This is a genomic window from Paenibacillus sp. MMO-58, from assembly GCF_037146255.1.
In the GTDB taxonomy this organism is placed as follows: domain Bacteria; phylum Bacillota; class Bacilli; order Paenibacillales; family Paenibacillaceae; genus Pristimantibacillus.
The window spans coordinates 1,132,204-1,159,199 of the sequence record NZ_JBBCVY010000001.1 but is presented as its reverse complement, the minus strand read 5'-3'; the positions used below and the strand labels follow the sequence as shown (position 1 = coordinate 1,159,199).

General features: G+C 51.9%; 24 protein-coding genes. 3 read left to right on the top strand and 21 right to left on the bottom strand.

Features of this window, described 5'->3' with window-relative positions; genetic code table 11:
• Positions 1-53 precede the first annotated feature (53 nt).
• Positions 54-791 carry an alpha/beta hydrolase gene (locus tag WFJ73_RS05330; RefSeq protein ID WP_336772031.1) on the top strand — a complete coding sequence of 246 codons (738 nt, stop codon included), beginning with the start codon at positions 54-56 and terminating at the stop codon, positions 789-791.
• 64 nt (positions 792-855) lie between these two features.
• On the opposite strand, the gene WFJ73_RS05325 is transcribed toward WFJ73_RS05330, so the two are convergent.
• Positions 856-1,329, bottom strand: a complete 474-nt coding sequence (locus WFJ73_RS05325) for a low molecular weight protein-tyrosine-phosphatase (RefSeq protein WP_336772030.1) — start codon at positions 1,327-1,329, stop codon at positions 856-858.
• Complete coding sequence (locus WFJ73_RS05320; protein ID WP_336772133.1) at positions 1,326-1,949, bottom strand: trimeric intracellular cation channel family protein; 624 nt, start codon at positions 1,947-1,949, stop codon at positions 1,326-1,328. Before WFJ73_RS05320 ends, WFJ73_RS05325 begins: the two co-directional genes overlap by 4 nt.
• 214 nt (positions 1,950-2,163) lie before the next feature.
• Here WFJ73_RS05320 and WFJ73_RS05315 point away from each other — a divergent pair, with 214 nt between their 5' ends.
• Positions 2,164-2,805 carry a thiamine diphosphokinase gene (locus WFJ73_RS05315; protein WP_336772029.1) on the top strand — a complete coding sequence of 214 codons (642 nt, stop codon included), beginning with the start codon at positions 2,164-2,166 and terminating at the stop codon, positions 2,803-2,805.
• 14 nt (positions 2,806-2,819) lie between these two features.
• On the opposite strand, the gene WFJ73_RS05310 is transcribed toward WFJ73_RS05315, so the two are convergent.
• The 18 genes from WFJ73_RS05310 to metH all read right to left on the bottom strand — a co-directional run bounded on the left by WFJ73_RS05310 (position 2,820) and on the right by metH (position 25,456).
• Entirely contained in the window at positions 2,820-4,775 is a 1,956-nt protein-coding gene (locus tag WFJ73_RS05310; protein ID WP_336772028.1) for an endonuclease MutS2, read from the bottom strand.
• A gap of 422 nt (positions 4,776-5,197) precedes the next feature.
• Positions 5,198-5,980, bottom strand: coding sequence for an MBL fold metallo-hydrolase (locus tag WFJ73_RS05305; protein ID WP_336772027.1), 783 nt, complete (start codon positions 5,978-5,980; stop codon positions 5,198-5,200).
• Complete coding sequence (locus WFJ73_RS05300) at positions 5,977-6,648, bottom strand: GNAT family N-acetyltransferase (protein ID WP_336772026.1); 672 nt, start codon at positions 6,646-6,648, stop codon at positions 5,977-5,979. Before WFJ73_RS05300 ends, WFJ73_RS05305 begins: the two co-directional genes overlap by 4 nt.
• A gap of 213 nt (positions 6,649-6,861) precedes the next feature.
• A complete protein-coding gene (locus tag WFJ73_RS05295) occupies positions 6,862-7,521 on the bottom strand; it encodes a GNAT family N-acetyltransferase (RefSeq protein ID WP_336772025.1) in 660 nt (219 codons plus the stop codon).
• A 26-nt stretch (positions 7,522-7,547) separates the two neighbouring features.
• Positions 7,548-8,408, bottom strand: a complete 861-nt coding sequence (locus tag WFJ73_RS05290) for a carbon-nitrogen hydrolase family protein (RefSeq protein ID WP_336772024.1) — start codon at positions 8,406-8,408, stop codon at positions 7,548-7,550.
• A gap of 13 nt (positions 8,409-8,421) precedes the next feature.
• On the bottom strand, positions 8,422-9,777 hold the full coding sequence (locus WFJ73_RS05285) for a HAMP domain-containing sensor histidine kinase (protein WP_336772023.1): 1,356 nt from the start codon (positions 9,775-9,777) through the stop codon (positions 8,422-8,424).
• Positions 9,774-10,472: a response regulator transcription factor gene (locus WFJ73_RS05280; RefSeq protein ID WP_015844236.1), complete on the bottom strand. Its 699-nt coding sequence runs from the start codon at positions 10,470-10,472 to the stop codon at positions 9,774-9,776. The genes WFJ73_RS05285 and WFJ73_RS05280 overlap by 4 nt, the downstream gene beginning before the upstream one ends.
• 78 nt (positions 10,473-10,550) lie before the next feature.
• On the bottom strand, positions 10,551-12,161 hold the full coding sequence (locus WFJ73_RS05275) for a serine/threonine-protein kinase (protein WP_336772022.1): 1,611 nt from the start codon (positions 12,159-12,161) through the stop codon (positions 10,551-10,553).
• A 121-nt stretch (positions 12,162-12,282) separates the two neighbouring features.
• Positions 12,283-13,302 carry an SAM-dependent methyltransferase gene (locus WFJ73_RS05270; RefSeq protein ID WP_336772021.1) on the bottom strand — a complete coding sequence of 340 codons (1,020 nt, stop codon included), beginning with the start codon at positions 13,300-13,302 and terminating at the stop codon, positions 12,283-12,285.
• A 38-nt stretch (positions 13,303-13,340) separates the two neighbouring features.
• Positions 13,341-13,682 (bottom strand): cyclic-phosphate processing receiver domain-containing protein, encoded by a 342-nt coding sequence (locus WFJ73_RS05265; RefSeq protein WP_336772020.1) that lies wholly within the window; start codon positions 13,680-13,682, stop codon positions 13,341-13,343.
• Between the two features lie 3 nt (positions 13,683-13,685).
• Positions 13,686-14,516: a deoxyribonuclease IV gene (locus tag WFJ73_RS05260; RefSeq protein WP_336772019.1), complete on the bottom strand. Its 831-nt coding sequence runs from the start codon at positions 14,514-14,516 to the stop codon at positions 13,686-13,688.
• Positions 14,517-14,520: 4 nt separating this feature from the next.
• Complete coding sequence (gene mutM / locus WFJ73_RS05255; protein WP_336772018.1) at positions 14,521-15,336, bottom strand: DNA-formamidopyrimidine glycosylase; 816 nt, start codon at positions 15,334-15,336, stop codon at positions 14,521-14,523.
• 39 nt (positions 15,337-15,375) lie between these two features.
• On the bottom strand, positions 15,376-16,188 hold the full coding sequence (locus tag WFJ73_RS05250) for a TIGR01457 family HAD-type hydrolase (protein WP_336772017.1): 813 nt from the start codon (positions 16,186-16,188) through the stop codon (positions 15,376-15,378).
• Complete coding sequence (locus WFJ73_RS05245) at positions 16,185-17,492, bottom strand: ribonuclease H-like domain-containing protein (RefSeq protein WP_336772016.1); 1,308 nt, start codon at positions 17,490-17,492, stop codon at positions 16,185-16,187. Before WFJ73_RS05245 ends, WFJ73_RS05250 begins: the two co-directional genes overlap by 4 nt.
• Positions 17,493-17,532: 40 nt before the next feature.
• Complete coding sequence (locus WFJ73_RS05240) at positions 17,533-19,782, bottom strand: DEAD/DEAH box helicase (RefSeq protein ID WP_336772015.1); 2,250 nt, start codon at positions 19,780-19,782, stop codon at positions 17,533-17,535.
• Between the two features lie 125 nt (positions 19,783-19,907).
• Positions 19,908-20,879, bottom strand: coding sequence for a metal-dependent hydrolase (locus tag WFJ73_RS05235; RefSeq protein ID WP_336772014.1), 972 nt, complete (start codon positions 20,877-20,879; stop codon positions 19,908-19,910).
• A gap of 99 nt (positions 20,880-20,978) precedes the next feature.
• A complete protein-coding gene (gene rnz / locus WFJ73_RS05230; RefSeq protein WP_336772013.1) occupies positions 20,979-21,908 on the bottom strand; it encodes a ribonuclease Z in 930 nt (309 codons plus the stop codon).
• A 101-nt stretch (positions 21,909-22,009) separates the two neighbouring features.
• Positions 22,010-25,456 carry a methionine synthase gene (metH, locus tag WFJ73_RS05225; RefSeq protein ID WP_336772012.1) on the bottom strand — a complete coding sequence of 1,149 codons (3,447 nt, stop codon included), beginning with the start codon at positions 25,454-25,456 and terminating at the stop codon, positions 22,010-22,012.
• A gap of 146 nt (positions 25,457-25,602) precedes the next feature.
• On the opposite strand from metH, the gene WFJ73_RS05220 reads away from it, so the two are divergent.
• Entirely contained in the window at positions 25,603-26,142 is a 540-nt protein-coding gene (locus WFJ73_RS05220; protein ID WP_336772011.1) for an acireductone dioxygenase, read from the top strand.
• A gap of 60 nt (positions 26,143-26,202) precedes the next feature.
• On the opposite strand, the gene WFJ73_RS05215 is transcribed toward WFJ73_RS05220, so the two are convergent.
• Entirely contained in the window at positions 26,203-26,991 is a 789-nt protein-coding gene (locus WFJ73_RS05215; RefSeq protein ID WP_336772010.1) for an HAD family hydrolase, read from the bottom strand.
• Positions 26,992-26,996 lie beyond the last annotated feature (5 nt).

The following is a 26,996-nucleotide window of genomic DNA, read 5'->3' as shown; positions in this document are numbered from 1 at the left end:
ACCTTACTATTGTTTACCCACATGCCAACCATTCCATTCAGGGGGATTCACATATGACTGATGAACGATATTTAAAGCGTACCGTAGTTAAAGAAATTATAAAAAGCAGCTATTTGCCCGAGGGCGAACGCAGCTTGCGCGTCTATTTGCCGCCCGGCTATAACGAGGTGCTGAGCTACCCGGTCGTGTACTGCCAGGACGGCGAAGACTTTTTCAATTTCGGCCGGATTGCCACAACGGCAAACCGCATCATTCTCGATGAAGGCGTTGAACCTTTTATTATTGTTGGCGTAGATGTCGACAAAACGTACCGAACAGCGGAATACTCGCCTAACGGCGACCGTCATGAAGCTTATGTCCGGTTCTTCGGGCAAGAGCTGATTCCATTTATTGAAGGTAAATATCCCGTACGTACCGCTCCCGAGCACCGCCTGCTTGCCGGCGACTCCTTGGGCGGAACGATTTCCTTCCACCTCGCTTTGACTTATCCTGAGCTGTTCACGCGCATTTTGTCGCTATCCGGTGCCTATTATGACCGTTCCCGTGAAATTATGGAAGCTCAAAAGGACCTATCTTGGCTGGAGATCTATATGATTGCCGGCTTCCAAGAGACTGCTTACGATACCGGCCACGGCATCTTTGATTTCCTCGCCATCAACCGGACGGCCCGTTCTCTTCTGGAAGCGCGCGGCGCGAAGGTAACCTATGCGGAAAAAGACGGCGGCCATCAGTGGGGCTTCTGGCAGCAGGAGCTGCCTGCCGGCCTGATGCATTTTATCGAAGTGGAATAAATCGAAAAAAGGCCTTCCCGATTGTCTTCTGACAAGGGAAGGCCTTTTTTATTTGCCGCTGCACTTATTTCAGTTCGTTAACGATCTGATCGAGAAGCCGTTCGCAGCCTTCGGTTACAAGCTCGTACACATAATCGAAGTTGCCTGTGTAATAAGGATCCGGCACATCGTCCTCAGCCACTTGGGGGATCATGTCCATAAATTTGAAAATTTTCGCCGAATGGGCTGCGTCTCCGATAATGCGGCGTACATCGGCTTCATTTTTCGTATCCATGCAGACGATATAATCGAACGTTTTGTCCTGAGCGGTGAATTGTCTCGCTTTCATCCCGGAATAAGAGATGCCGTGAAGATCAAGCTGCTTGCGGGTCCCTTCATGGGGAGGCTTACCGATATGCCAATCCCCCGTTCCCGCGGAATCAATCTCGATGACGTCGGCCAGCCCTTTCCTCTCTACGAGGCTGCGGAATACGGCTTCCGCCATAGGCGAGCGGCAAATGTTGCCGAGGCAAACAAACAATACGCGCGCGTTATTCATATAATGCCACCCTCCTTCTGTTTAAGCGATCTGCGGGGCAGTCTCCACTTATAATAAACCGACAGCATGCGGAACACGATAACTATAACAAACAGGAATAATAGCTGTATGGTCGTATGGAACCAGCCTTCGCCTACTGCCAGGCCTGCGAGCATCGCCCATACCGCATAGATTTCATCCTTCAGCACAAGCGGCTTCCTGCCTGCCAGCACATCGCGGATAATGCCGCCCCCGATCCCGGTTAGCATCGCGGCCACTAGAACAGCGCTGATCGGAAGGTTCATTTCCGTAGCGTACAATGCGCCTTGAATAGCAAATGCGGATAAGCCGATGGCATCAAAAAACGCTTCGCTTTTTTTCCATTTGTTAATCCAGGTTACAGGCAGCAGAAATGCAATCGTCAGGGCAATAACAGCAATTTCCAGCAAGCTCCCCTGGTTCCATAACGTTATAATCGGCCGGCCGATGAGCAGATTTCGAATAACCCCGCCCCCAAACGCGGTCACAAGCCCCAGCACGAATACGCCCAGAATGTCATATTCTTCCTCCATGGCAACGATCGCGCCGCTGACCGCAAAGGCAACCGTACCGATAATACTGAAAACGCCAAAGATGTCCAACTCCCAAACTCCTCCGCTTCCATGATGACCGTCCATTCGCGCATGCTCCGCCACTCCTGTCGGTATGTCCTTCATCATTTTAGCCGCGGATATCCGGTTTGACAATTGCTACTTTTGCCACTTCTTCTTTCTTTTTTCTCAAAAACCTAGTTTTATACCCCGGCTTCGCATTATACTGGCTTCAGCACTACACAGGCAGAAGGGAAGATTAACGATGAACAAACGGATTATTATCTGTACGGGCGGCCGTTTAGGAGAATGGGTGCGTCCCTATATCCGTCCAGGCGATCGGTTAATAGGAGCTGACCGCGGCGCTTTGTTCCTGGTACAGCATGGATACACGCCGGATCTGGCACTTGGCGACTTCGACTCCGTAACTCTCGAGGAGCTTGGGCTTATCCGTTCCGCCAGCCGGGAAACGGTCACATATGATCCGATAGACAAGGACTACACGGATACGGAGCTTGCCTTCCGATATGCGCTTGAGCAATCTCCTTCCGAGATCCGAATGCTCGGGGCTCTAGGGAGCAGGTTCGACCATTCCCTTGCAAATGTCCACCTGTTGAAGCTTGCAATCGAACAAGGCATTCAGGCATCGATTACCGATGAGCATAATACGATTTCCCTTGCAGAGGAAGGAACTACCGAGCTGCATCAAAGCGAATACAGTCATATTTCGCTCCTTCCGCTGTCCGAAGAGGTAACCGGGATTACGCTGCGCGGATTTGTCTATCCGCTGCATGAAGCAACGCTGCGTATCGGCCAATCCCTCGGCATTAGCAATATTCTTGCTGATCCCGCCGGCACCTTGACCGTTCGCACAGGTACTTTATTAGTTATCCAGAGTAAAGATTAACGGGGCGAAGCATGTTATTCTCCGGTTACTTCAGGCTTCGTCTCGATCGTTAAGCCCTCTACATATTTGCGGCCCATCAGCTTCCGCTTCTTCCGGTTTTCCTTCGTATCAAACACGATATCCATATCATAATCTGCTCCGGGATACAGCTTCTCTTTGCTGATATACGGTTTTATCCGTTTCCGGTTGAACGACATCTTTTTCCCCTGTACCTGAACGATTACTTCTCCCCGCTCGTCGGCGGGCTCAAACACAATCCCGGCACGCTTCAGCGGATAGATCCATACGGCGTCTCCTATGGCGTAGGCTGGAGCAGGGGATTTCTCCTTCGAGTTTTTTGCCTCTTCCGGCTGCTCTGCTTGTTTCGGCAGAGCATGCCGTTCGATAATCGTTGTCTCCTCGTCATGACCTTCTTCTTCGGCCGGTTCATCCAATCGAATCGCTACTCTTCCCTCCGCAAGCTTCTCGGCCCGCTGCATCACATGCTCGGGAAGACCGAACCTTCTCGCAATCGCAAAAGCATGGCTCTCGCCCGCTTCCCCAATCTCCAACCGGTACAGAGGACGCAGCGTTTCGGAATCAAATGCCATTCTGGCATTCATGCAGCCGCGCGTTCTGGAAGCAAATTTCTTAATCTCGTTAAAATGCGTTGTTGCCCCCGTTAAAGCTCCGCGTTTTAGAAGCTCTTCCAGCACCGCAATGGATAAGGCGATCCCTTCGCCGGGGTCCGTCCCCGCAGCGAGCTCATCCAGAAGAATAATCGTCCGCTCATCGGCTGAACGAAGCATCTCCTTCAGTACGGCTATATGCGAAGAAAATGTGCTGAGCGACTGCTCCAGACTTTGTCCGTCTCCTACGTCGGCCATAATATGGCGGAAGACGCCAAACCGGCTTTGCGGCGAAGCCGGCACAAGCAGACCGGATTGCACAAGCAATGCCAGCAGGCCTATGGTCTTCAGCGCTACCGTTTTGCCCCCTGTGTTAGGTCCCGTTATTATTAGCTGCTTCCACTTGATACCCAGCTCGACGTTAATCGGTTCTGCATGACCCCCAAGCAGCGGATGACGGGCTTCTACAAGCTTAATGACCGGTTCTTCGCTAAGCGTCACGGGCTGACCGTCATAGGACAGCGAGAGCTTGCCTCTGGCCAGCATGAAGTCAAACGACGCCATCGCTTCCCGGTTCAGCAGCAGCTCATATTTATAATGCTCCGCTTCATCCGACAATCTGGATAAAATAATCGTCCGCTCCCGCTCCTCCTCCGTGGACCATTCCTGCCATTCCTGCTGCAGCTCAGCAACGTCAATCGGCTCAATAAACAAGGTCTGGCCGCTTGCCGACTCATCCCATACGGTACCGGGGACCAGCTTGCGATGCTCCCTTTTGACCGATATGACGGATCTTCCTCTCCGCTTGCTGATTATCGGATCCTGAAGGGCTGACTTATATTTGGAGAGCGAAGCTTCAAGCTTCTTGTGAATGCGATCTTCGATAACAATGAGATGGCGGCGGATCGTCCCGAGATCGGGACTGGCTTGATCCGTCAATCGGCCGTACCGGATACAACGGTCAAGCTCCTGCCTGAGATTCGGGCAGTCATTCATCGAATCGGCATAACCCGCTATGGTTGGCGCGATCATTCGTTTATTGTTCATGTAACGCTTCATCTGCCCAATGGAAACAAGCCAAGCGAGCAGCTGGTCAAGCTCCGTCTCCGTGTAGATCCTGCCTTTGCCAAGCAAGGCCAGGAACGGATCGATTCCATCCATGGCGGAAAGCGGTACGCTTGCTCCGCTCGCCAGCAAAGCCGCAGCCTCCTCCGTCTCGTTCAGCCATGCCCGGATTTGCTTCGGATTGGTGCTTGGTACATGCCGTTCTGCCAAAAGGCGACCTGCAGGGGATACAGTGTAGCCGATCATTTTGTCTTTCAATTTGTCATATTCCAGTCTTTGAAATACAGCTTCGTTCATGATTAGATACTCCTTTAAAGGTTTTTGGGTACAAAAAAACAGGAACAGAACGCAGAAGCGTTCCGTCCCTGTATCGGCTGCACCTATCCCGTCATAGGCTCCGCAGCGCACAAAAAAACCGTGCTGCAAGAGCACGGGTGATTGGCCGCTGCCGAATAGCATTCAGGCGGAAATCCTCATGTCCTTAACTCATGGCACCGGTCCTTGTCAAAAGACGTCGCGATAGAAGCATGCGATATGATGCAAATTTTGCATCCGCAAGCCGTTCAAGCGCATCTAACAAGACCGATTTATCCAATTAAGAGTTAAGAACACCAGCAAACATTAAAATTTCCCCTTTCGGAATAAGCAAAAAAGCTATGAAATAGCTAAATCCGTTAGCTATACACACAATGTACGCTAACGGATTGCCATTTGTCAATCTATTTACCTACAGATACTTCCATACCGGTTAACGCAAACTCCGCATAGGAAGGCAGAGGGTATATTTTTCTCAGGTCAATACCATGCGACATATGAGTAAACAAAGTCTTCTTTGGTCCCCAAGTCGGAAGGAGCTCAAGCGCCTCCGTCACATCATAGACGGATCTTGTTTCGTAACGGAAGTTCTCCTTGTAAAAGCTTGTTCCCAGCACCTGCAGGTCCAATCCATAAAGCGGCTTCTGCTGCTCGTATGTAAGCCCGATGGAATCGGAGCAGTATGCCCATGCCATACCCGAATCCTTCTGGTCAAACCGAAACGCGTATGCGTATCCGTTCTTTCCGTGATTCACTTTCCAGGCTAATACCTCCCAATTCCCGAAGGTGCAAGGCTGATCAATCGGTATAAAAGCCATGTTCCGCCCGAGCCAAGGAAAACGCTGAACAATCTCCGAGATGACTTCGGCAGGAGCGTATGCTTCCCCTTTTACTCCCAACCATCGGCAGGCGTCTGCCCATTCCGGCAAACCGCCAATATGGTCGAAATGGGCGTGCGTGATAAGAATACGGTTCACGAAACGCAGCCCCGCAGCTTCCATTTGTTTGCCCCAATCCGGGCCGCAATCGATCATCATTGTACCAAGGTATGGCGAATCAAGCTGGACAAGGGAGCGGTACCTGCGGTTAACGCCGCCAATTCGAGCCTCCCCGCACACCTCGCAGTCGCAGTACACGCGGGGCACCCCCATCGCATCCCCCGTTCCCCGGAACGTTATGGTGATCATATCGGCAGCAGCTCGAGTTGATCGCGTCCGCGAAGCCCTTCCACCATATCGAGCCATTGCTGAGGCTTGTTAGGCAATGCCGAATAATAGATCTCGAGGAATTGGACAACTAGGGCTGCAGGAATAGCAGCTAAGTCTTCGTCCGACGGCAGGAAGCACAGATTAAGTCCTTCAACCGCTTCCCCGTTATGCTCCCAGGATGGATGAACGTAAGGGAAGTTAATCATCTTGTAACCGATATGCGACAAAACTTCGCGGCGTACAAACGGATTCATCGGCGTTACTCCCCCGAATTCATGCTCGCCTCTTTCGTAAGGGTTATAGATTTCGGCAAACATGCCGATCGGCGCTGTTCCGGATTCGCGGGATAGTCTCGCAAGGTCCTTCTCGCGGCCCCGCATCAAGAAACGGCCAATCCCTTTGTTCGCTACGCCGATAATCGTAAAGTCGGTCATCGCAACGCGAAGCTCGGGATAATAGCGGTATTCGGTCGATCCTACAACTTCGCCATTGTCTACTGCAACATAGACATGAATGCTTGGATCTTCAAGCGGCTCTTTCCAAAGCTCGTAGGCCAATACCTCTTCAGGCGGAAAAATGCGTTTGAGCAGCGCGTGAAGCGATGCGAAGTAAGGATCGTTGATGAATGTAATGCGGTGGTATTGCATGATTATTCTCCTCTCACTATGGATAGCCGTGGGCTGGCACTATGAGAAAGCTTGGGCTTTCGGCCGCTGTTGTTTTTAATTTTCTCGAATTGTATATTCTTTTAGGTTGAAAATTAAAAACAAAGGCGGACGCTACGCTCCGAAAGCTCCAAGCTTTCACTCCGTGCCTGCACGGACTATAAAATTCGAAGTCGAAAAAATAATGGCACTAACCTAAAGAAAAGGATTGCGCCATTCCATCAGAGCCGCGTAATTGCAGGACTCCTCGTCGTCCAGATAATCGGAGGCAATTCCGACCGGCGTGCGGCCGCAGCGAAGAAGGAACGTTATGACCGGATCCTTGTAGATCCCCTTCATCACTTTGTCCAGGTATTGCTCCGGGTTTTCTTCCGCCGCGTACTTATGGTAGCCCGGCATTCTTCCGGCTCCCAGCAGGCGCTTAAGCCGCAAATGCACAACCGTCTCGTACATGGACTGAAGCAGCCATTTGCCGATTCCCGCTTTACGGAAAGCGGGAATGACGCAAATGTCCGCAACGTATAACGTATCCCCTTCGGGATTGTGGTTGCGGATATAACCGCTGTCCGTTATCTGCTCCCAGCTGTGAGATTCATGATATTGATTCATATCCACGATAAGCCCGGTCATGGATCCGATCACTTTGCCGCCGATCTCGCAGCACAACGCGCCTTCAGGGAACCGGGTAATATGCTCATTCAGCTGCTCTTCGCTCCACCACAGCTCCTCCGGATACGGAGGCGGGAAGCATTCGCTCTGCACCGCAATCAAGCCTTGAAAATCTACCTTCGTATACGAACGTATAATAGCTTCCGTTGGAACTCCGTCATGAATGACAAATAATCGTTTGCGCATTTCACGCCCTCCTTCCGCTGCTGCGCTTATGCCCAGTCCGTATACAGGTCCGTACGACGGTCTCTCCAGGTCGTTACGGAACCGGCAGAACGAACATCTTCCAGCAGCTTCAGGTCTAGATCCGCTACGATTAGCATGTCATCGTTAATGACGCCTTCGCTCAAAATCCCCGCAGGCGGGAACGGTATATCGTTAGGCGTAATCACCGCGGCTTGACCGTAGTTCGCGCGCATAAAATCAACCTTGCGCAATGCCCCTACCGTACCGGTCGTTACGATGTACACCTGATTCTCCACCGCTCTTGCATGGCAGCAGTACCGGACGCGGTAGAAGCCATGACGGTCATCCGTGCAGGATGGGCAGAAAATAACGTCCGCGCCTTTAGCGCGAGCCATCCGGACGATCTCCGGAAATTCGATATCATAGCAGGTCAGCATGGCGATGGTGCCAAACGGCGTCTCGAATACCTGCAGACCGTCGCCAGGCGACATATTCCATTCGCTGACTTCGGTAGGCGTGAGGTGAATTTTCGCCTGCCGGTCAATCTTCCCGCCTGGATGGAACAGGTGAGCCGTGTTCTGGCGCTTGCCGTTACCGGCATCAACCACATGCGTACCGCCAACGATATACATGTTGTATTCGGCAGCAAGAGAAACAAACAGGCTTTCATACTGCTCCGTAAATTCAGGCAGACGGTCGATCGGCAAAGCTTTGCCCGTATCGTCGCCAATCGATAACAGCTGCGTAGTCAGAAACTCCGGGAACAAAATAATCTCCGTTCCGTATTCGGATGCATTACGAACGTAATGCGTCACCTGCACAGCAAAATCTTCAAACGATCCAATATCTTCAAGCTTATATTGCACAGAGGCAACCCGGTATTTCAACGAACCTCTCCCCTTACTTTCTTTGTTTGAATTGAAGCGTAATCGTTGTCCCGAGATCAGGCAAGCTGAATACGTCAATCTTGCCTTCATGCAGATCCACAATACGTTTGGCAATCGACAGCCCAAGACCGGCTCCGCCGGTCGCTCGGCTTCTTGCACCGTCCACACGGTAGAAGCGCTCAAACATATGCGGGATTTCATTCTCCGGAATGCCGATCCCTTTGTCCTTCACTTCAATCTTCACGATATTTTTCGCCACGCTGAGGGAAACATCGATCGGATCTTTACTGTATTTAATCGCATTGTCCAGCAAGATGACAAGCAGCTGCTGGATTTTGTCCTTATCTCCATACATTCGGATGGATCTCGACAAGGCCTTCACCCGTATCGGCCGCTGGAAGGTCGTCTGGAGCATAACCGACAGCTCTTCGACCACTAGCACCACATCGAACATCTCTTGATTCAACCAATCTTCCTGCTCGGCTTCCGCCAGCATCAGCATCGACTTCGTCAAGGTTTGCAGTCTGCTCGCTTCTTTATCGATGGCTTCGATAGCCTCGTCGCGAACGCTTGCATCGTCGCGTCCCCAACGCTTCAGCATGCCCGCGTAGCTGCTAATAACCGTTAGAGGGGTTTTCAGCTCGTGGGAGGCATCGGCAACAAACTGCTTTTGACGCGCGAACGTTCGGTCGAGCCGGTCGATCATCTGGTTAAAAGCACGGACCAGCTGCTGCAGCTCTGCCGATTCCTCATGACTGGAAGGCTCGATTTTACGCAGCTTGCCGCTTCTGTCGATCTCGCGCATCGTATTGATCATCTGCTGCATCGGCGAAGTGAGCCGCGAGGTGAACCAATATGTCCCGAAGATGGCGAACAGAATGGCTCCCGCACTGGTTACCGACAAGGCTGCGACCAAAATTTGCAAGTAATCGTCCAGTTCATTCAGCACCCGGTTGATTTCCAGCATCGCAACCACGTTAGGCCCGTCATAGATTGGCACGCGCATGTACATAATGCGCTCGCTGCCTTTTTTGATCATCCCGGTATCGTGATGACCCTGGAAAGACGCGGGAAGGTTGAGAAGAACGGGATCCGACCCGGTGATATTGACGATTTTGTTATCCGGCCTAATAATTCGTATCATTTCATTGACATTGTAATATTCGCTTAGCAGATCGGGATCATAGATCCCTTTGCCGTCCTGTATTTTCGGATTTTCCAGCATGAGATTCACTTTATTCCCGATCACGCGCTGTTCGCTTTCCGTCGTAATCTTGATCACGTAGAAATAAACAAAGATATTAAAGAGAATGAGAATAAAGATGAGCCAGAAAATCGTAAAGAGCGTGAACCGTTTGCGAAGCGTCATGCGTCAGGCTCCTTTATCATATAGCCGACGCCCCTTACGGTATGAATCAGCTTATGACGGTACCCCTTGTCCAGCTTTTGACGCAAGTACCGGATATAGACGTCTACCAGGTTGGTTTCCCCGATAAAGTCATAGCCCCACACTTCCGATAAAATGTCTTCCCGCGACTTTTCTTCGTTCTTGTTCTCGACCAGATAGACAAGAAGCTCGAACTCGCGCGGCGTAAGCTCAATAACGATTTCCTTGCGGTATACCTTGCGGGTGCGCAGCTCGATCGTTAAATCTCCCACCTTGATCAGGTCGGAGCCTTCGGATTCCTTCGGATACTGCTGGAAGATGCGCAAAATGTTGCGGACACGGGCAAGCAGCTCCTCCATCGCAAACGGCTTTGTAATATAGTCATTTGCGCCATGCTCAAAGCCGCTGACCTTATCCGGTACCGTATCTCTTGCCGTCAGCAAAATAACGGGAACCGGGTTGCCGGCCTGCCGCAAACGGCGAAGCACCTCGATACCGTTTAATTCGGGAAGCATCACATCGAGCAATACCAGCTCCCATTCGCCTGTTGAGGCCATTTCATAACCTGTCCGTCCGTCGGCTGCTGTACCGACCGTATATCCTTCATGCTCTAATTCAAGCTGTAAAATGCGGGAAATACCCGCCTCATCTTCAACTACCAGAACTCGTTCATTCATTACGAATGTCACCTGCTTCTAAATATGCTATGGACTCGTATTCATCATAAAGAAGGTTTATTTCAATTGCAAGCAAGGTCAGCGTCCAAACCTGACATGAGCTTCATTCCTTTGCGATTCTTGCGAGATAAAATCAAGCAGAGGCTTATAAGCTTTATCCAGCGCCTTGCCCATTCCTTTTATATCCGTGGCCCATTTTCCGCGCCAAATCGCATCCAGCCACTCGGCTGCCGGCAGCAGCGGTACAGCGGCAATCGGATGTTCGGGCAGCATTCCGATCCATTCGCTTCTTCCCGAAAATTTTGCATCCTTGTTGACGATCCATTTCAGGGAAGCTCCGCGAGCTTCAAGCTTTCTGCCAATTTGCTCCAGCTCCAGAATCTGATCCGCCTTCCATCTCGAAGGATAAGGATCGGCAACAACGAGCACAAGATCCGACTCAAGCAGCCATTCCTTGCGCCAGCTTAACACGCCGCCGGATACATCGGTAACGGATACGGCAATCTCCTTCGCTCTCAAACGCAGCTGGAGCTTATCCAGCTCATCTCTATAATCTTGGGTAACCGGTTGCTTCCGGGCATGCCACCTTACCCCCTGCTCGTTCCAGCTATAATACCTGTCTTCCAGTTGATCTCGTCCACTCATATTACTTCGCAGCAATGCCGCCCATTCAGGCCGTTCGGAAGGAAATTCCGCGGCAGCGCAAGGGATTCCGCCAGCAGCAAGCAGCTTTGCCAGAGTAATCGCCACAAACGTGGCACCTGCTCCGGATGAGACCGGAACGACGGCAATCGTCATCGTACGAAAGCCTTCCGGATTGCCTCCTTGAGCAAGCATAGACGTTCCGCTAAAACGGACAGAAGTGGCTCTATTAGCGGAAATTCCGGCAAAAGCATGCAGCTCCTTCTCCACCTCAACCATCGTATTATACCGGTCTTCAATACGGGGCTGAATCATTCTCCATAGCAAATCCGCGAACCTGCTTGGTACATCCGCCCGCAATCCCCGGATAAAGCTGCTGCTCCGGTGCACCATTTCTGCATGATTTACGTAACTCCCTTCGCTAAGCAAGTAATAGAGCAAAGCTCCAAACCCGTATATGTCGGTCCTGGCCTCGCTCCGTCCCAGGTGCTGCTCCGGTGCAGCGAAGCCCGGCGTTCCCAGCTTCATCGTCGTCTTCGTCTGCAGGGCGGTTTTGGATTTGGCGATTCCAAAATCGATCAGCCGGACATGTCCGTTGTTTTCAACCATAATATTGGCTGGCTTTAGATCGCGATGAATAATTGGCGGAAATTGGTTATGCAAGTATACAAGCGCCGAGCAAATCGGCAGCGCAAGCTTTAATACTTCCATGAAAGAGAGCTGCCGATTATTACGGTTAAACAGATCTCCAAGAGTCACTCCATGGATATAGTCCATAACGATGGCTTCAGCTCCATAACCCGTTAACGTGAAGCTGTCCATGATATGAGGCAGATTCGGATGGCTGAGGCGCATCAGCATCCTGGCTTCTTCCGAAGCACGGTCCGAATCCGTCACTTTGATTGCGCGCAGCTTCCCTTGAAGCTTCAAATCCTCGGCGGCGTACACATCCCCCATCCCCCCGCTGCCAAGCTTGCCGACCAGCGCGTAGCGCTCTCCGATCACCGTACCGGATTCGAGATGATTCAACCTTCCTTCATTTTGCATGATAACAACCCCCTTATGATAAACATGAATATTCGCAAAAAAATCCCGGCTTGAAACAAAAGTCCAACTGGACTCCTGATCAAACCGGGATGCTTTCCCTGTTGTATTTCGTTATATCGCGCTACTGCTTCTTTTCCAAGTATAACGTAATCTCCTCGCGGTTATGGAATAACTGCTTGGCGCGTTTAATGATAAATGCGGTTGAAAAGCGCTCCTTGACCTCGCGAATGGTCTGAAGCGGCTTTTTGTGCATCAGCTTTATCGTAATAATAGCCGTAGCATGTGGGGCAAGCGTCTCTTCCAAATCAAGCACCAGACGGCACATCTGCATGGGGCTCCAGCTCATATCGCAGACAAGAAGGTCAAAGGAACCCGGCTTGAACTTGACCTCCGATGCATTCCGTTTCAGGTACGTCAATGCGGGATGCCCGGCCAGCGACGGGTGCATGTCTCCCGGATCAATCGCCGTTACCCGCAGACCGCGTTCAAGCAGCAGGGATGTCCAGCCGCCGGGAGCCGCTCCAATGTCCACCGCATTCCGGAACTTGGAATAATCAAGCCCAAATTCCCGCTCCGCTTCAAGAAGCTTGAATTTGGCGCGCGAGATCTGCCCTTCCTCCCGCTGGAAGCGTATCGCTCCGCCAGGCCAGTCGGACAGCATTTCCTCCGGCCGGCCAAAGCCGATATACAGCTCGCCTGCCGCGGCATAAATGGCAATGATAATATCCGGATTCTGTACGACGGGTTCGGCATCCAGCTCCTCCAATACCGCGTCCAGCACAGCCTTTGTGTCCGAAGCGGAATACGGGAATGCCGTCTTGTTCGAGCGGCGGACATGGATAGCCACCTGCTTGTCCTCAAACAGCAGACGCGAACGTCTTATCGTCTCCGACAGCTCCTGCAGATCATCCGCATTGCCTTTGATCTCCACCGTACGATCAACAGGCTGAAGATGCCTCAGGAAAATCGGCTTGTCCGTCGCAACAGCCGCGGCAACGTCTTCCGCAGACCGCTCGCTGTCGAATAAAAAAGTTTCTCCGGCGGCGAGCTGCGTTACTTTAACGCCGTCTAACAGCCGCCGAAGCTCTTCAATTGCATAGGGAGAATACCCCTGATTAGCCGTACCAATCCATCGGCTCACTTCAACACCTCCGTTGTTACACCAACCCAAACAAACATCTATAATCGGCTGCCGGCCGCAATTTCGTCAAGCAGCGAGTCCGGCATTGGCCCGTTCATAATTTTCATCTCAATCGGCGCATGGGACGACAGCATATGATACATGTGCATTCTTCCTGCCGTGCTGGAGGTATGCAGATAGACTATTTTCGGATAACGGGCAGATTCCACCATATGACGGACGACCTCATAACCCGTCGGCTCGTTCCAGCCGAGATCATAGTCCAGCGACAAGATATCTATGGCTTCGGAATCAATCAGAAGCTTGCATTCCTCCGCATTCCGAGCAAGCACGAAGCCTTTCGGACAAGGACGGTAGTCATCCAGATATACATGTATCATTGTTCATGTCCCCCATTCGCGCATCAGGTTTAATTGCCTTCCATAAGTACCGTCTTCGTCTGAAGGCGTTTCCAGTATAAAAGGAACATTGGCAAGCGCGGGAACGGACATCAGCCACTTCATTCCATCTTCGCCGATATGACCGCTTCCAAGCGCCGCATGCCGATCTCGCCGAGCGCCAGCCGCGAACATCGAGTCATTGAAATGCACAGCCGCGACATGCTCCAGCACTCCTAATAAGCCGGCTTTCTTCAGCCACTCCGCATCCGTCTCCCCATGCCATAAACCGCTCGCAAACATATGGCACGTATCCAGGCAAAAAGCCAACTTTTCAGGCTCCGCGCATAATCCCCGGATTTGGGCCAGCTCCTCGATGGTCGTCCCCATAAACGTATGCTCGCCCGATTGAATCTCAATCAGCAGCTTGGCATTCCCTTTCCACCGGCTTGACACTTCATTCAGCGATTGAATAATGGATTGGTAACCGGCAAGCGGTTCTTTCCCTTTATACACGCCAAAATGAACGACAACGCCAATCGAGCCGCAGCTGTTTGCAATATCCAGATCGTTAAGCAACGATTCAACGGTACGCTGACGGACATCCTCCCGCTCCGAAGCAAGGTTCGTCGGATAAGGGGAATGAGCGATGGTCCGTATATCGTGTTGCCTGCACACTTCCGCGCAACGCTCGGCCTCTCTCCGGTCGAAAGATTTGATTCCAAGGCTGCGAGGGTTTTTAGGAAAATACTGAAAAGCATTAATGCCGCCCGAATAGGCGGCTTTGGCGGCGGAGGCATAGCCTTCTTTTATGCTGAGATGACGGCCGATGTACATCGCTCTACTGTTCCTTCTGGCAGACCGGGCAAACGAAAGCTTTGCGCGAAGAGATCTCGAACTGCTCGATAGCAGTGCCGCAGACAAAGCATGGTTCCCCCCCGCGGTCATACACCTGACAGTGATCGTTGAAACCGCCGGTAATCGTATCCCCAGCCGTTAACGGCAGCTCCATGTAGCCACCTTTTGAAATCGCTTCCTTTAACACACTATGCATCGAATCATAGACTCGTTCCCATGTTTCGTCTGTCAAGGAAGGAATTTTTGCATCCGGGCGAATTTTTGCCGCGAAAGCAATCTCGTCCGCATAGCAATTGCCGATCCCTGATAGCACATGCTGGTCCACAAGCGCTGTTTTGAGCGCGCCTCTCTTCTTATCGAAGCGTGCTTTAAAACGTTCAAGCGTCAATCTTTTATCGAACGGATCCGGCCCAAGCTCGGAAAGCTTCGCATCCGCTTCCTTCACGGACATAAAATGCAAGTAACCGAGCCGCAGACCGATAAAATACAAATTACCCGTCGCGAAACGGATCGTTACCTGTACCGTGCGGTCAGGTCGCTCTTCGTCGCTGCCGAAAAAGAGCGTCCCTCCAAGCATCAGATGAAGCACGAGACGCTTGCCGTTATCGAGGTGGAATAAAAGGTGCTTGCCTCTGCGTTCCACAAACCATATCGTCCGGCCAACCAATTCCGCTTCGAATTGCTCGGCGCTAATATTAATCGATTTGTCGCGGGTAACTTCCGTACCCGTAATCGGCGAGCCGATAATCAGCTCCGACAATCGTAATCGGTAATGTTCCATTTCCGGTAGTTCCGGCATGCAAGCTCGCTTCCTTCCTGTCCGCTCTATTGCTTTCTCTTATATCCCGATTGAGGACGAAATATACGAGACCAGCTTATGCAAATCGTCGCAAACGACGTCAGGCCTGCAGCCTGCGCGTTCCGCGTAGTAGTCGAGATTATCTTTCGTCGTTAATCCGGTTAGCACAAGTATCGTTCCGCAACCCGAGGCATGGCCCGCCGCAATATCCGTTGCCAGGTTATCGCCGATGACCCAAGTCTCTTCCGCTGACAGACCAATCTGGCGCAGGGAATAGTCCATTAGTATCTTGGACGGCTTGCCGATTAGAGTGGGCTCCTTGCCGCCAGCCGCCGTCAGCATGGCACCTATCGATCCAGCGCCGGGGAATAAGCCGCCTTCTCCGGGCAGCAGCAGATCGGGGTTGGTCAACACAAATTCGGCTCCTTGGAGTATCGATCTTACCGCTCTTGTCAGCTGTTCGTACGACAGCTGACGATCCAGACCCTGCAGGACATAATCCGGCTGCTCTTCGGTAATCCGCAAGCCCGCAGCTTCAACGGCTTCAATGAGCCCGCTTTCCCCGATGACCAGCACAGATGCGCCGGGCTTTTGGTTTGCTATGTATTGCGCCGCAGCCTGCGCGGAGGTGCATACCTCGCGCGGCTCGGCGTCGATTCCCATTTTGCGCAGCCGCTCGGCAACGGCTTCCGGGGATACGGTCGAGTTATTCGTTACGAACCGGTAAGGCAGCTTCCATTCCCGAAGCTGCCGGATAAGCTGGTCCGCACCGTCAATTCGCTGAGTGCCGTGATATAAAGTACCGTCCAGATCAAGGAGCAAGCCTTTCATCGGCGCTGATTGTTCGTTCATTCCGCAAGCTTCCTTCCCGTCTTGCGCAGAAGCCGCTCCCTCCTCTTGCGAAGGCCTTCGATTTCGGCGCGGCGCTTCGCGTCCCTTCTCCCGAGAGGATCGCTAAGCGCCAATTCCAATGCTTCTGTCACATATGATAGAGCTGAATCGTATTGCTTCAGCTTATGCTCGTAATACATAGCCAGCTCAATGCTCGCATTCAAGCCAGCCGATCCATGCTGGACCGACTGTATAACAGCCTTCTGCCACAATAACACAGCTCGCTGCCAATTGCCAGCTTTCTTGTCCCTTGCGGCCAGCATGTTCAGCGTGGCGGCTGCGGTACGTTCACAGCTTAACGCCGCTTCGAACATAAGCTCCGCACGGCCTTGATGTCCCATCTTCTCCAGCCATAAGCCGGTGCGAATAAGCTCTTCCGATTCCGCCGGCATCGGCAGCTGGTAGCCGCCATCCGCCGAGTTCCCGTTTAGCAGATGGCCGAAGCGGATGGACAGGCATACCAGCGACAGCATATCAATCTCATTATGCTGATAGACACCTCGCAGCGGCTCCGGATCGCCGTCGGCGAGAAACTGAAAATACAGCTGAGGCGCAAGCGAGCCGGGTACATCGTCGATCCGCTCGATTCCGAGCCGTTCCTCTTCGACATGGCTTAACCGCAGCGACGCGAGTGTGTTCTTCCATATGCTGCGGGAAGGATGCAGAAAATCAAGATGAAGCGGCTCCCACAGCTTCCGGTTATATCCGTGCAAAATGAAACGGGTCTGCATAACCGGCCAATCGAAGGTTTTGCCGTTATAGCTCACCAGATAGCGGTAGCCGCCTAATTTGCCGTTGAGGTAAAAAAGCATCGCCCGCTCCTCGGCTGGGTGGCGGATCACCGCTTGCTCCACGATCAGCTCGGAGCCCGACCAATAGGCAAGGCCAACCATAAACGGCACGTTGCCCGTGCCAACGCCAAGCCCCGTCGTCTCAAGGTCGAGATACAATAGCTGTTCCGCTTCAATCGGGACCTCATGGAATGCCTTCAATCCGGCAGAAGCGGAAGGCAGCTCGCCCAAGCAATGAATGCCATGCTGGTGGCCGGCAGGGTATACAAGCCTTCTCATCAGAAAGCTGCCCGCTTCATTATGAAGCAGCTTCACTCCCATGGAGGACCATTCTTCCGATAAGGTCTCCAGATGGTCCGTATCCAACGCTGGCGCCGGCGCCGGCGCTTGCACGGCCGCTGTGGCTTCTTCGGAAGAAGAAGCTGGGCTGCTGCTTCCGCGAAGCCGGTTCATTTTATCGCGAAGACTGCTCATATCCCGTTCTTCCTCCCTTTTACTAGATCAACATGCAGATTTATAACATGGATAAAAGCTGTACGCTTTTCTGCTTCCCGTTGATTCCTTCGATTTCGTTTCCGATACATGATGGACATCCATCCTTGCATGAGCATTTTTTGATTAGATTGGCGGCGGCCTGCTTCACATCGTCAAAGCGTTTGTACACGTCGTCGGCAAGCCCGATTCCGCCTGGATAATGGTCGTAAATAAAGATCGTCGGCAGACCCGTATGGGCCGCCTTAATCTGGGAAGTAACATGAACGTCGCTCCGGTCGCACATCACCATTACCGGCACGATGTGCTGAATGACGTTCGCGATGCCAAGCAGCAGCTGCTCAAGCACCTTGGTTCCGAGCTCCGGATCGGTATCCTTCAGTTCAAGCCAGGTTGCTCGGGTATGAAGCTCCTGCTCAGGCAGATGAATAGGTCCGGATCCGATATTTTCGAAAGTGGTAAGCTTGATTTTCTTGAAAATCGTCGGGATCATCGTAACCGCCACATCCCCTTGATGAACGGCGCCGCTGCCGGAGATTCTGGACTTGTCGATCTCCAGAACCTTCAGATTCACCGCAAGATTGGCGTCCGTATAGTACTCGACATCCACTTCGCGGACGTAGGCCTTCTTGTGGTCCCAGTCCAGCTTCTCAACCTGATATTGCACTCCTTCGTGCAGGTAAATAGCTTCGTCATGAAGAAGCGTCATCGCGCTGAACCGGTCCATCTCGCCAATAATACGGACATCGGCAACACTCGTCTGATCAACGATCACGACATTTTCCTGAGATGCGGAACGCAGGCTGATCTCGCTTGCAGGAAAAGCCTGGTTCGCCCAATAAAAGGTGTCGCCGCTTCTGTGCAGCACGCGTTCCTCCTGGAGATATTCGAGAATCTCGCTGATCTCAAGCGGACCGAATTCCTCCGTGTTCTTGAATGGCAGCTCGTATGCCGCGCAGCGGACATGATCGACGAGAATAATCAGATTCTCCGGATTAATCCGTGCGGATTCCGGATTGCGGTCGAAGAAATATTCCGGATTCTGGACGATATACTGATCGATTGGCGTGGAGCTGGCCACCATCAGAATAAGCGCTTCGCCATGCCTTCTTCCGGCTCGTCCCGCCTGCTGCCAGGTGCTCGCGACGCTGCCCGGGTATCCGGTCATCACGCAGACCTGAAGCTGCCCGATATCCACGCCAAGCTCCAAAGCATTGGTGCTGACGACCCCGAGGATCTCGCCTTCCCTGAGACCCTTCTCGATCTCCCTTCGCTGCTTCGGCAGGTAACCGCCCCGGTATCCCCGGATCGACTTCGTGCCGATTTCATTTTTGACCAGCTCTTGGATATGGCTGAGGATAATCTCCACTCTAACGCGGCTGCGGGCAAATACGATCGTCTGAATCTTGTTCTTCAGAAATTCCCTCGCCAGATGATTCACTTCAACGGTCGCGCTTTTCCGGATGTTCAGCGGCACATTAACGATTGGAGGATTATAGAAAACAAAATGCTTCCGGCCCCTCGGTGCGCCATTATCGTCAATGAGACGCATCGGGCTGCCGGTTAACTGCTCCGCCAATTCCTTAGGGTTCGCAATGGTTGCGGATGTGCAAATAAAGATTGGATTGCTCCCGTAAAACTTGCAGATACGCTTCAGCCTGCGAATGACATTGGCCACATGGCTGCCAAATACGCCGCGGTAGGTATGCAGCTCGTCAATGACGATATATTTTAAATTCTCGAACAGACTGACCCATTTCGTATGATGAGGCAGGATGGCGGAATGAAGCATATCGGGATTCGTTATAACGATATGGCCGGCCTTGCGGACGATCTGGCGGATCGTCGGCGAAGTGTCGCCGTCATAGGTATAGCTCTTGATGTCGATGCCCATCTCGCTTATAATCTCGTTCAGCTCGCTCTTCTGGTCCTGTGCCAGCGCTTTGGTCGGGAACAAATACAATGCGCGGCTTGTATCATCCTTGGCAATCGCTTGGAGAACGGGCAGGTTATAGCATAATGTCTTGCCGGATGCCGTTGGCGTAACCGCGACGATATTTTCTCCTTTGGACGCAAGCCGGAAAGCTGTTCCCTGATGGGTGTACAGCTCGGAAATGCCGCGTTTTTGCAACGCCTCCCGGATCCGCAGATCCACGCTGTCGTCGAAAGGCGTGGTTTTGGCCTCCTGCGGCTCCATCTCATGCCAATTCACTATATTTTCATTTGAGCGTAATTCCTCGATTAATTCAGGCAAAGTTTTCTTCTTGAACATAAACGTTCGTCACCCCTTGATACCAACAGTTTAGCGAATATTTGTTCGATTGGCTAGAGGATTCAAGGAAGACATATTTTGGCGACAGATAAAAAAACCGCCCCCAGAAAGGGGCGGGCAGTCATTTATACATGAGGCGATTCCCAGGAACGCTTGCTCCAGCCGACATGATGGCCAAGCACCTTCATATTCCTGTCCAGTTGAACATCAACGCCAAACGCCATTTGATTGGCCCGCCAGAACCGTACGTCTTTCCAGGATACCTCGTAGCCGTCCTGTTTTTCCTCCACCTGCAAATGCACCTGGTCGGCAAAACCTAGAAATGCTTTTACCCCGTCAGCCTCCAGTGCGGCCTTTACCGCCGGAACATGCTCGCTTGGCTCATATTTGATCACCGTGGATTCCAGTTGGATCCGGCTGCCGGTTACGGTGCCTGTGCGATAGCAATCCCCGCAGTCGGCGGTAAACTGCCAGCTCCTGCCCGACATGCTGGGTACAAGCGTTATGGCTGTGACCCTGCCAAGCTGGAGCTTAAGCCTTCTTTTGATCCGCCACCGCAGCCGCAGGCGTATGGCGATATAGAGAATGGTTGCGGCGTATATACATGCAAACATTGGTCCCGGCGGGAGAACGCCAAATATCCAGCAGAGCAATCCGATCGCATGAGCTCCGAACAAATAAGGATCAAACAGACAAAGGGCATCCAAATGCCACCATTTTCGGGAAAATGGCCGGAGGCATTGAACGCCATACGTGTTGAACAGATCTAGAGCAATATGGAAGCATACCGCGGCAAGCGTCCATAACATGACCAAAAGGACATGATCCAGCACGCCAAACAGCCATGCGAATGCCCCACCAATCCCGGCAGCCCATACAAGCGGAGCCGGCACGGAATGCGTAACCCCCCGATGATTCCTAATGTAGGCGGCTTGCCCCTTCAATCTTGCAAAGACATCGAAATCCGGCGCGTGACTGCCCAGCACCGTACCGGCCAGAACCGCATACCCGATCTCCGGATGAACCGAAATAACCGGGTCCAGCATGGCAAGACCGCCAAGTGTTGCGCCAAACAGCAAATGACTTCCCGTATCCACCTGACCTCATCTCCTTAGCCGCAGATTTAAGATCAGCATAATACGGGACCGTTATGGGATTATTTTCGAACCGTGTTGATTTTGTAAGGAGCTGGCTTACTACTCTTTGGGACGAGGAATTTCGGTATGATACAGGTCGTGGGCGGCATAGGATTCCGGGAAAATCGTCCTGGCTTCCTCTTCAAGGCCCGCAAGATCCTCATCGACAAACCTTGTGCTGAAATGAGTCATGATCAGCCTTTTGGCATTGGCATCCCGCGCGGTGGTTGCCGCTTCCACGGTCGTAGAATGACCGTATAGATGGGCTTTCTCTTCCTGACCGGCCGCGAAGGTGGCTTCGTGCACGAGCAAATCCGCATTTTGCGCCAGCCTTAAAGCATTGTCGCAAGGTTTGGTATCGCCTGCAATGGTAATAATTCGACCGCATTGCGGTTTTCCCGCTACGTCTGCCGCTCGGACAACCGTTCCGTCAGGCAGCGTAATATCTTCCCCTTTTTTAATCCGCCCAAACAACGGACCCGCCGGGACGCCCAACTGCTGCAGCCGCTCGACATTCAGCTTGCCCGGGCTTTCGCATTCGGTTATGCGGTAGCCAAAGCAAGGAACGCGATGCTCCAGCGGCAGTGCTTCAACCGTGTAACGTTCGGTTTTATAGACCACACCTTCGGAAACTTCATGGTAAGTAATTTCGTAATCAATTCGGGTACTGCTTAACGTAAGCGCTGTCTCAATCATTTCGCGGATGCCCGGCGGACCGAACAGCTGGAGCGGACCATTGCCGCCAACGTAGGAACGGGTGCTGAGCAGCCCAGGAATCCCGTATGTATGATCGCCATGCAGATGGGTAACGAACAGCGCCTCAAGCTTGTTCAGCTTCAGCGGCGTATGCATCAATTGATGCTGGGTCCCTTCGCCCGCGTCAAACATCCATAACGAACAGTCCGGATCCGGCAGCCTGAGCGCGATGGACGTTACGTTCCGATGCTTCATCGGGCGGCCTGCGCCTGTTCCAAGAAACCATATTTCCATTGTGCTGCCACCTCCAGATCACCATATGAATAGGATGAAAGCCCCCGCTTGCTGGTACTGGTTGGTCAACCAGTCATCGCTTACGGAGGCTTAGCTTGCATCTATCGTTCTACTTTTTCAACGTTGAAATATTGCGCTTCCGGATGGGCGAATACCATCGCGGATACGGATGCTTCCGGCTCCATCATGAACCCTTCCGTCAATTCCACCCCGATATCTTCCGGCTTCATCAGCTCGAAGAGCGGCCCCTGGTCTTCCAGATTCGGACATGCCGGATAACCGAAGGATACGCGAATGCCTTGATAACGCGCGCCAAAGCGCTGCTTCATCGTCATTGTCGCCGGATCCGGGTACCCCCAAATATCGCGCATCATATGGTGGACGCGTTCCGCCATCGCCTCGGCTACCTCCAGGGCCACCGATTGCAAAGCATGCGAGCGAAGATAATCGCCTTTTTCCTTCCACTCGTTTGCCAATTCGCGTACGCCTTGACCGGCTGTTACGACGAGGAAACCGACGTAATCCATTACGCCGCTATCCACCGGTTTCAGATAATCCGCCAGGCACAGGAATGGTTCTACCTGTTGGCGCGGGAACGTAAACCGCTTGATCTCCTTCGTATGATCCTGAGGATCATAGATGATGATATCATTGCCGGACGATTGCGCCGGGAAGAAACGGTACATGCCATGCGCCTTAATAATACCGTTTGTTGTGCCTTCCTGCAAAATCCCGTCAACGGTTTCTTTCAGCTGCACGGCCTTCTCGTTGCCTTCCTGGAGAAGGTTATCCACGTTGCCCTTCAGACCAAGGTGATGACCAAGCAGCATCTGCATGTTCACGTAAGGAATGATATGCGGAATCGGAACGTCTCGCAAAATATGTCTGTCCGTATCCGGCGGGATATAGACAGGCGCATCCACGGAGATTTTCGAGCGTTCAACCCGGGTTAGCTGCGGCTGAGGTTTTTTCTCCTCTTCCACATCGCCGCCGGATTCTTTGTAAATCCGCAATTCCTCTTCCATTCTGCCGCGATGCTCTTTATCCATCAGCTTGTTCGCGAGATCCAGGCCGTCCATCGCATCCTTCGCATACAACGTCAAGCCGTCGTATTCGGGGCCGATCCTTGTCTTCGTGAATTTACGCGTAAGTGCTGCGCCGCCAACCATGATTGGAGCGGAAATACCCGCGTTACGCATGTCCTGTGCGGTTACGACCATCTGTTGAGCGGATTTGACGAGCAGACCGGATAGACCGATAATGTCGGCATTTTCCTTGCGCTGCGCTTCAATCAGCTGTTCAGGCGGTACTTTGATGCCCAGGTTAATAATTTTGTAACCGTTGTTCGACAAAATAATTTCGACAAGGTTTTTGCCGATGTCATGCACATCGCCTTTTACCGTAGCCAGAATGATTTTGCCCTTCACGGAGGATTCATTCTTTTCCATGAACTGTTCCAGATGGGCGACCGACGCCTTCATTACCTCGGCGCTTTGCAGCACCTCCGCTACGATCAGCTCGTTATTGTTGAACAGACGCCCTACTTCTTCCATCCCTCGCATCAACGGTCCGTTGATTACTTCGAGCGCCGTGTATTTCTTGAGCGCTTCGTCAAGGTCGGGAATAAGTCCTTCCTTCGTGCCTTCCACGATGTAAGAAGCAAGACGCTCCTCCAGAGAAAGATTCGATACCTTCTCCTTCTTCACGACTTTCTTCTCGCGGAATGCCGCGACGAATGCAGCAAGCGTGTCGTCATTCGTGTTGTAGATCAAATCTTCCGCAAGCTTGCGCTCTTCCTCTGGAATGGAAGCATACCGCTCAAGTTTTTCCGTATTTACGATCGCGTAGTCAAGACCGGCTTTCGTACAGTGGTACAGATAGACCGAGTTCAGTACCTCGCGGCCGGCATCAGGCAGACCAAACGAGATATTGCTCAGACCCAGAATCGTCTTTGCTTTCGGGAACTTCTCCTTAATCATCCGGATGCCTTCGATCGTCTCAACGGCGGATCCGATATACTGCGGGTCGCCGGAGCCAACCGGGAACATGTTCGGGTCGAAAATGATATCTTCCGGATTCATGCCGTATTTGTTTACAAGGAGGTTATAAGAACGTTCGGCCACTTCCATCTTCGCTTCGCGGGAAACCGCCTGTCCGCGTTCATCGATCAGAATCATGACAACCGCGGCACCGTATTGATGAATCAGCGGCAGGATCTTCTCAAACTTAGATTCGCCGTCTTCCAGGTTAATCGAGTTGATGATAGCTTTACCTTGCGAATACTTCAGACCGAGCTCGATAATATGGTCATACGTCGAATCGAGCATTAACGGCACTTTAATCTTCTTCACGACCTGCGGCAGGAACTCATGAACCGCATAGGCTTCGTCAATGTCCGTATCCTGCAGGTTAATATCGATAATGTGAGCGCCGCCTTTAACCTGGGAACGCGCGATTTCCGAAGCCTCGTCGAACTTGCCTTCTTTGATCAGGCGTTTGAACTTCCGGGATCCGGAAATATTGGTCCGTTCGCCGATCATAATCGGACGGTTCTCATCTTCGATATATACCGTATCAATACCGGACACAGCTGCCGGATGAGTACCGTACTGTGTACGCGGCGCATAATTCGCCATCGTATCGTACAAGGCTTTAATGTGCGCCGGAGTTGTGCCGCAGCAGCCGCCCGCAATGTTAAGCCAGCCCTGCTCGGCAAATGCCGACATTTTTCGCGCAAGAGATTCGGGAGACTCATGGTATTGACCGTTCTCATCCGGTAAGCCCGCATTTGGATAACAGCTTATAGCCGAATTCGCTATTTCGCTCAGCGAACGAATATGGTCGCGCATGAATTCCGGGCCTGTCGCGCAATTCAGTCCGATCGAAATCGGTTTCAAGTGTTCCAGGGAAATGTAGAAAGATTCAATGGATTGACCGGCAAGCGTCGTGCCCATCGGCTCAATCGTACCCGAAATCATAATCGGAAGCTCGCGGTTCATGGCCGCAAATGCCTTGCGGATCCCGATGCTTCCCGCTTTAACGTTTAAGGTATCCTGCGATGTCTCCAGAAGAATAGCGTCTACGTCGCCTTCAATTAAGGCAACGGTTTGTTCATAATAGCTGTCTACAAGTTCGTCAAAGGTAACTCCGCCGGTAACGGACAACGTTTTGGTAGTTGGCCCCAAAGCGCCTGCTACATACCGAGGGCGGTCAGGTGTCGAGAATTTATCCGCAGCATCTCTTGCCAGCTTGGCCGCAGCAAGGTTAATTTCGCGGGCTTTTTCCGGAATGTCATATTCCGCCAATACGACGCTAGTCGCGCCAAAAGTATTGGTTTCCAAAATATCGGCGCCGGCTTCCAGATACTTCTCATGGATCTTCGAAATAACATCCGGACGCGTTAATACGAGCATTTCATTACAGCCGTCAAGCTCGTCTCCGCCAAAATCATCAGCAGTCAAATCCTCCTGCTGAATCATTGTTCCCATCGCTCCGTCCAGGATGAGTATCCGCTGCTGCATCATTTCTTGTATGGTCGGTTTCAACAAATTTCGTACACCCTTCCTCCGAAAATCATTAACAAATAGTGTAACAGAATAGCCGCACTCTGAAAAGGCAGTCCATCGACATTTGACTACATTTGCTATATAATTGGACTTATCAGTTAATTTCTATAGGGAAAGAGGGATTGAGAATGGCTGAAATTCGCATTCGCAATACTAATGAACGTATTTTTGGAGAACAGAACGTTCGTGAATTTTTAGAAAATCAAGAAGTTCTTTATGAACATTGGGATGCAACTAAACTTCCTGCTCATCTTCAAGAGAAATTCGTACTCTCCGATGAAGAGAAAGCAGAAGTTCTGTCCACTTTCAATGCTGATATTACGGATCTTGCCGCTCGCCGCGGTTACAAAACTTGGGACATCATTACATTATCCGATGCAACTCCAAACCTTGATGAACTGCTGAAGAAATTCGAATCCGTTCATACACATACAGAAGATGAAGTCCGCGCGATTACAGCCGGGAAAGGCATCTTCGTTATCAAAGGTACCGAAGAAGTTGGTTACTTCGACGTTGAACTCGAAGCCGGCGACGTTATCTCCGTACCGGAAAGAATCCCTCACTTCTTCACGTTGATGGATAACCGCCAAATCGTAGCCGTACGTCTGTTCATCGAAACAGAAGGCTGGATTGCGCATCCGTTCGAAGACCCTGCTTTCGTTAAATAAGATCTTTTAAAAAAAGCCCCTCGTTCCATCATCCGATGGCGAGGGGCTTTGTCTTGTTCATTATTGCTCGAGAAGCAGCAGCAGTTCTTCCAAATGAGTAATCTCATGCGAAGGAATGATTTCGTCATTGCGAACCGCACCATGACGGTTCACCCATACGGATGTCATGCCAACCGTATTCGCACCTAGAATATCGGTAGTCAGCTTGTCGCCAACCATAATGCCATGATCCGGCTCGATTCCGAGTCGTTCCATCGCATGGCGGAAGATGGAAGCTGCAGGCTTGCCCTCACCATACTCGCCCGAGATAATGATGTGATCGAAGTAAGGAGTCAGCTCAGGAACGCCGGCAAGCTTCTCGCGCTGCAGATCCGGAGAACCGTTTGTCAGCAAAAGCAGCTTGTACTTTCCTTTAAGCGCATCCAGCACGCGGAACGTTTCGTCATAGACAAACGGACGTTTGCGGCGTTCCGCAGGGAACTGCTCTGCCAGCTTAGCGCCCAGCTCTTCGTTATCAACGCCAAGCGCACGCAAGCCGAGTGTCCAAGCTTCCTTGCGGTAACCCGGCGCAAGCTGCTCCAGCTTGCGGAACTCTTCCTGCTCGCCTTCGCGAAAATTCGCCCAGAGCCCTTCAAACGGGTTAATACCGATCATCTTCGTGAACGGGAACGTCTCATAGGATTCATAAAGAGCGCGCGCTTCTTTGCGTACGGCTTCTTCAAGCTGCTCCGAGTCAACGCCGGCAGCTTCCGCACCGGCTTGGCATGTTGCTTCAAATGCTTCTTTTACGCTGCGGTCATCCCACAACAGCGTATCGTCAAGATCAAATAGAACCGCTTGCTTCCCCATAATTC

Excerpts from the sequence above, each read along its gene's own strand:
- WFJ73_RS05240 (WP_336772015.1), bottom strand. The coding sequence starts at position 19,782 with ATGTTCAAGAAGAAAACTTTGCCTGAATTAATCGAGGAATTACGCTCA.
- WFJ73_RS05275 (WP_336772022.1), bottom strand. The coding sequence starts at position 12,161 with ATGCAAAATGAAGGAAGGTTGAATCATCTCGAATCCGGTACGGTGATC.
- WFJ73_RS05260 (WP_336772019.1), bottom strand. The coding sequence starts at position 14,516 with ATGTACATCGGCCGTCATCTCAGCATAAAAGAAGGCTATGCCTCCGCC.
- rnz (WP_336772013.1), bottom strand. The coding sequence starts at position 21,908 with ATGGAAATATGGTTTCTTGGAACAGGCGCAGGCCGCCCGATGAAGCAT.
- WFJ73_RS05325 (WP_336772030.1), bottom strand. The coding sequence starts at position 1,329 with ATGAATAACGCGCGCGTATTGTTTGTTTGCCTCGGCAACATTTGCCGC.
- WFJ73_RS05295 (WP_336772025.1), bottom strand. The coding sequence starts at position 7,521 with ATGCGCAAACGATTATTTGTCATTCATGACGGAGTTCCAACGGAAGCT.
- WFJ73_RS05315 (WP_336772029.1), top strand. The coding sequence starts at position 2,164 with ATGAACAAACGGATTATTATCTGTACGGGCGGCCGTTTAGGAGAATGG.
- WFJ73_RS05330 (WP_336772031.1), top strand. The coding sequence starts at position 54 with ATGACTGATGAACGATATTTAAAGCGTACCGTAGTTAAAGAAATTATA.
- WFJ73_RS05305 (WP_336772027.1), bottom strand. The coding sequence starts at position 5,980 with ATGATCACCATAACGTTCCGGGGAACGGGGGATGCGATGGGGGTGCCC.
- WFJ73_RS05215 (WP_336772010.1), bottom strand. The coding sequence starts at position 26,991 with ATGGGGAAGCAAGCGGTTCTATTTGATCTTGACGATACGCTGTTGTGG.
- WFJ73_RS05285 (WP_336772023.1), bottom strand. The coding sequence starts at position 9,777 with ATGACGCTTCGCAAACGGTTCACGCTCTTTACGATTTTCTGGCTCATC.
- WFJ73_RS05300 (WP_336772026.1), bottom strand. The coding sequence starts at position 6,648 with ATGCAATACCACCGCATTACATTCATCAACGATCCTTACTTCGCATCG.
- WFJ73_RS05265 (WP_336772020.1), bottom strand. The coding sequence starts at position 13,682 with ATGATACATGTATATCTGGATGACTACCGTCCTTGTCCGAAAGGCTTC.
- WFJ73_RS05280 (WP_015844236.1), bottom strand. The coding sequence starts at position 10,472 with ATGAATGAACGAGTTCTGGTAGTTGAAGATGAGGCGGGTATTTCCCGC.
- WFJ73_RS05250 (WP_336772017.1), bottom strand. The coding sequence starts at position 16,188 with ATGAACGAACAATCAGCGCCGATGAAAGGCTTGCTCCTTGATCTGGAC.
- WFJ73_RS05220 (WP_336772011.1), top strand. The coding sequence starts at position 25,603 with ATGGCTGAAATTCGCATTCGCAATACTAATGAACGTATTTTTGGAGAA.
- WFJ73_RS05245 (WP_336772016.1), bottom strand. The coding sequence starts at position 17,492 with ATGAGCAGTCTTCGCGATAAAATGAACCGGCTTCGCGGAAGCAGCAGC.
- mutM (WP_336772018.1), bottom strand. The coding sequence starts at position 15,336 with ATGCCGGAACTACCGGAAATGGAACATTACCGATTACGATTGTCGGAG.
- WFJ73_RS05310 (WP_336772028.1), bottom strand. The coding sequence starts at position 4,775 with ATGAACGAAGCTGTATTTCAAAGACTGGAATATGACAAATTGAAAGAC.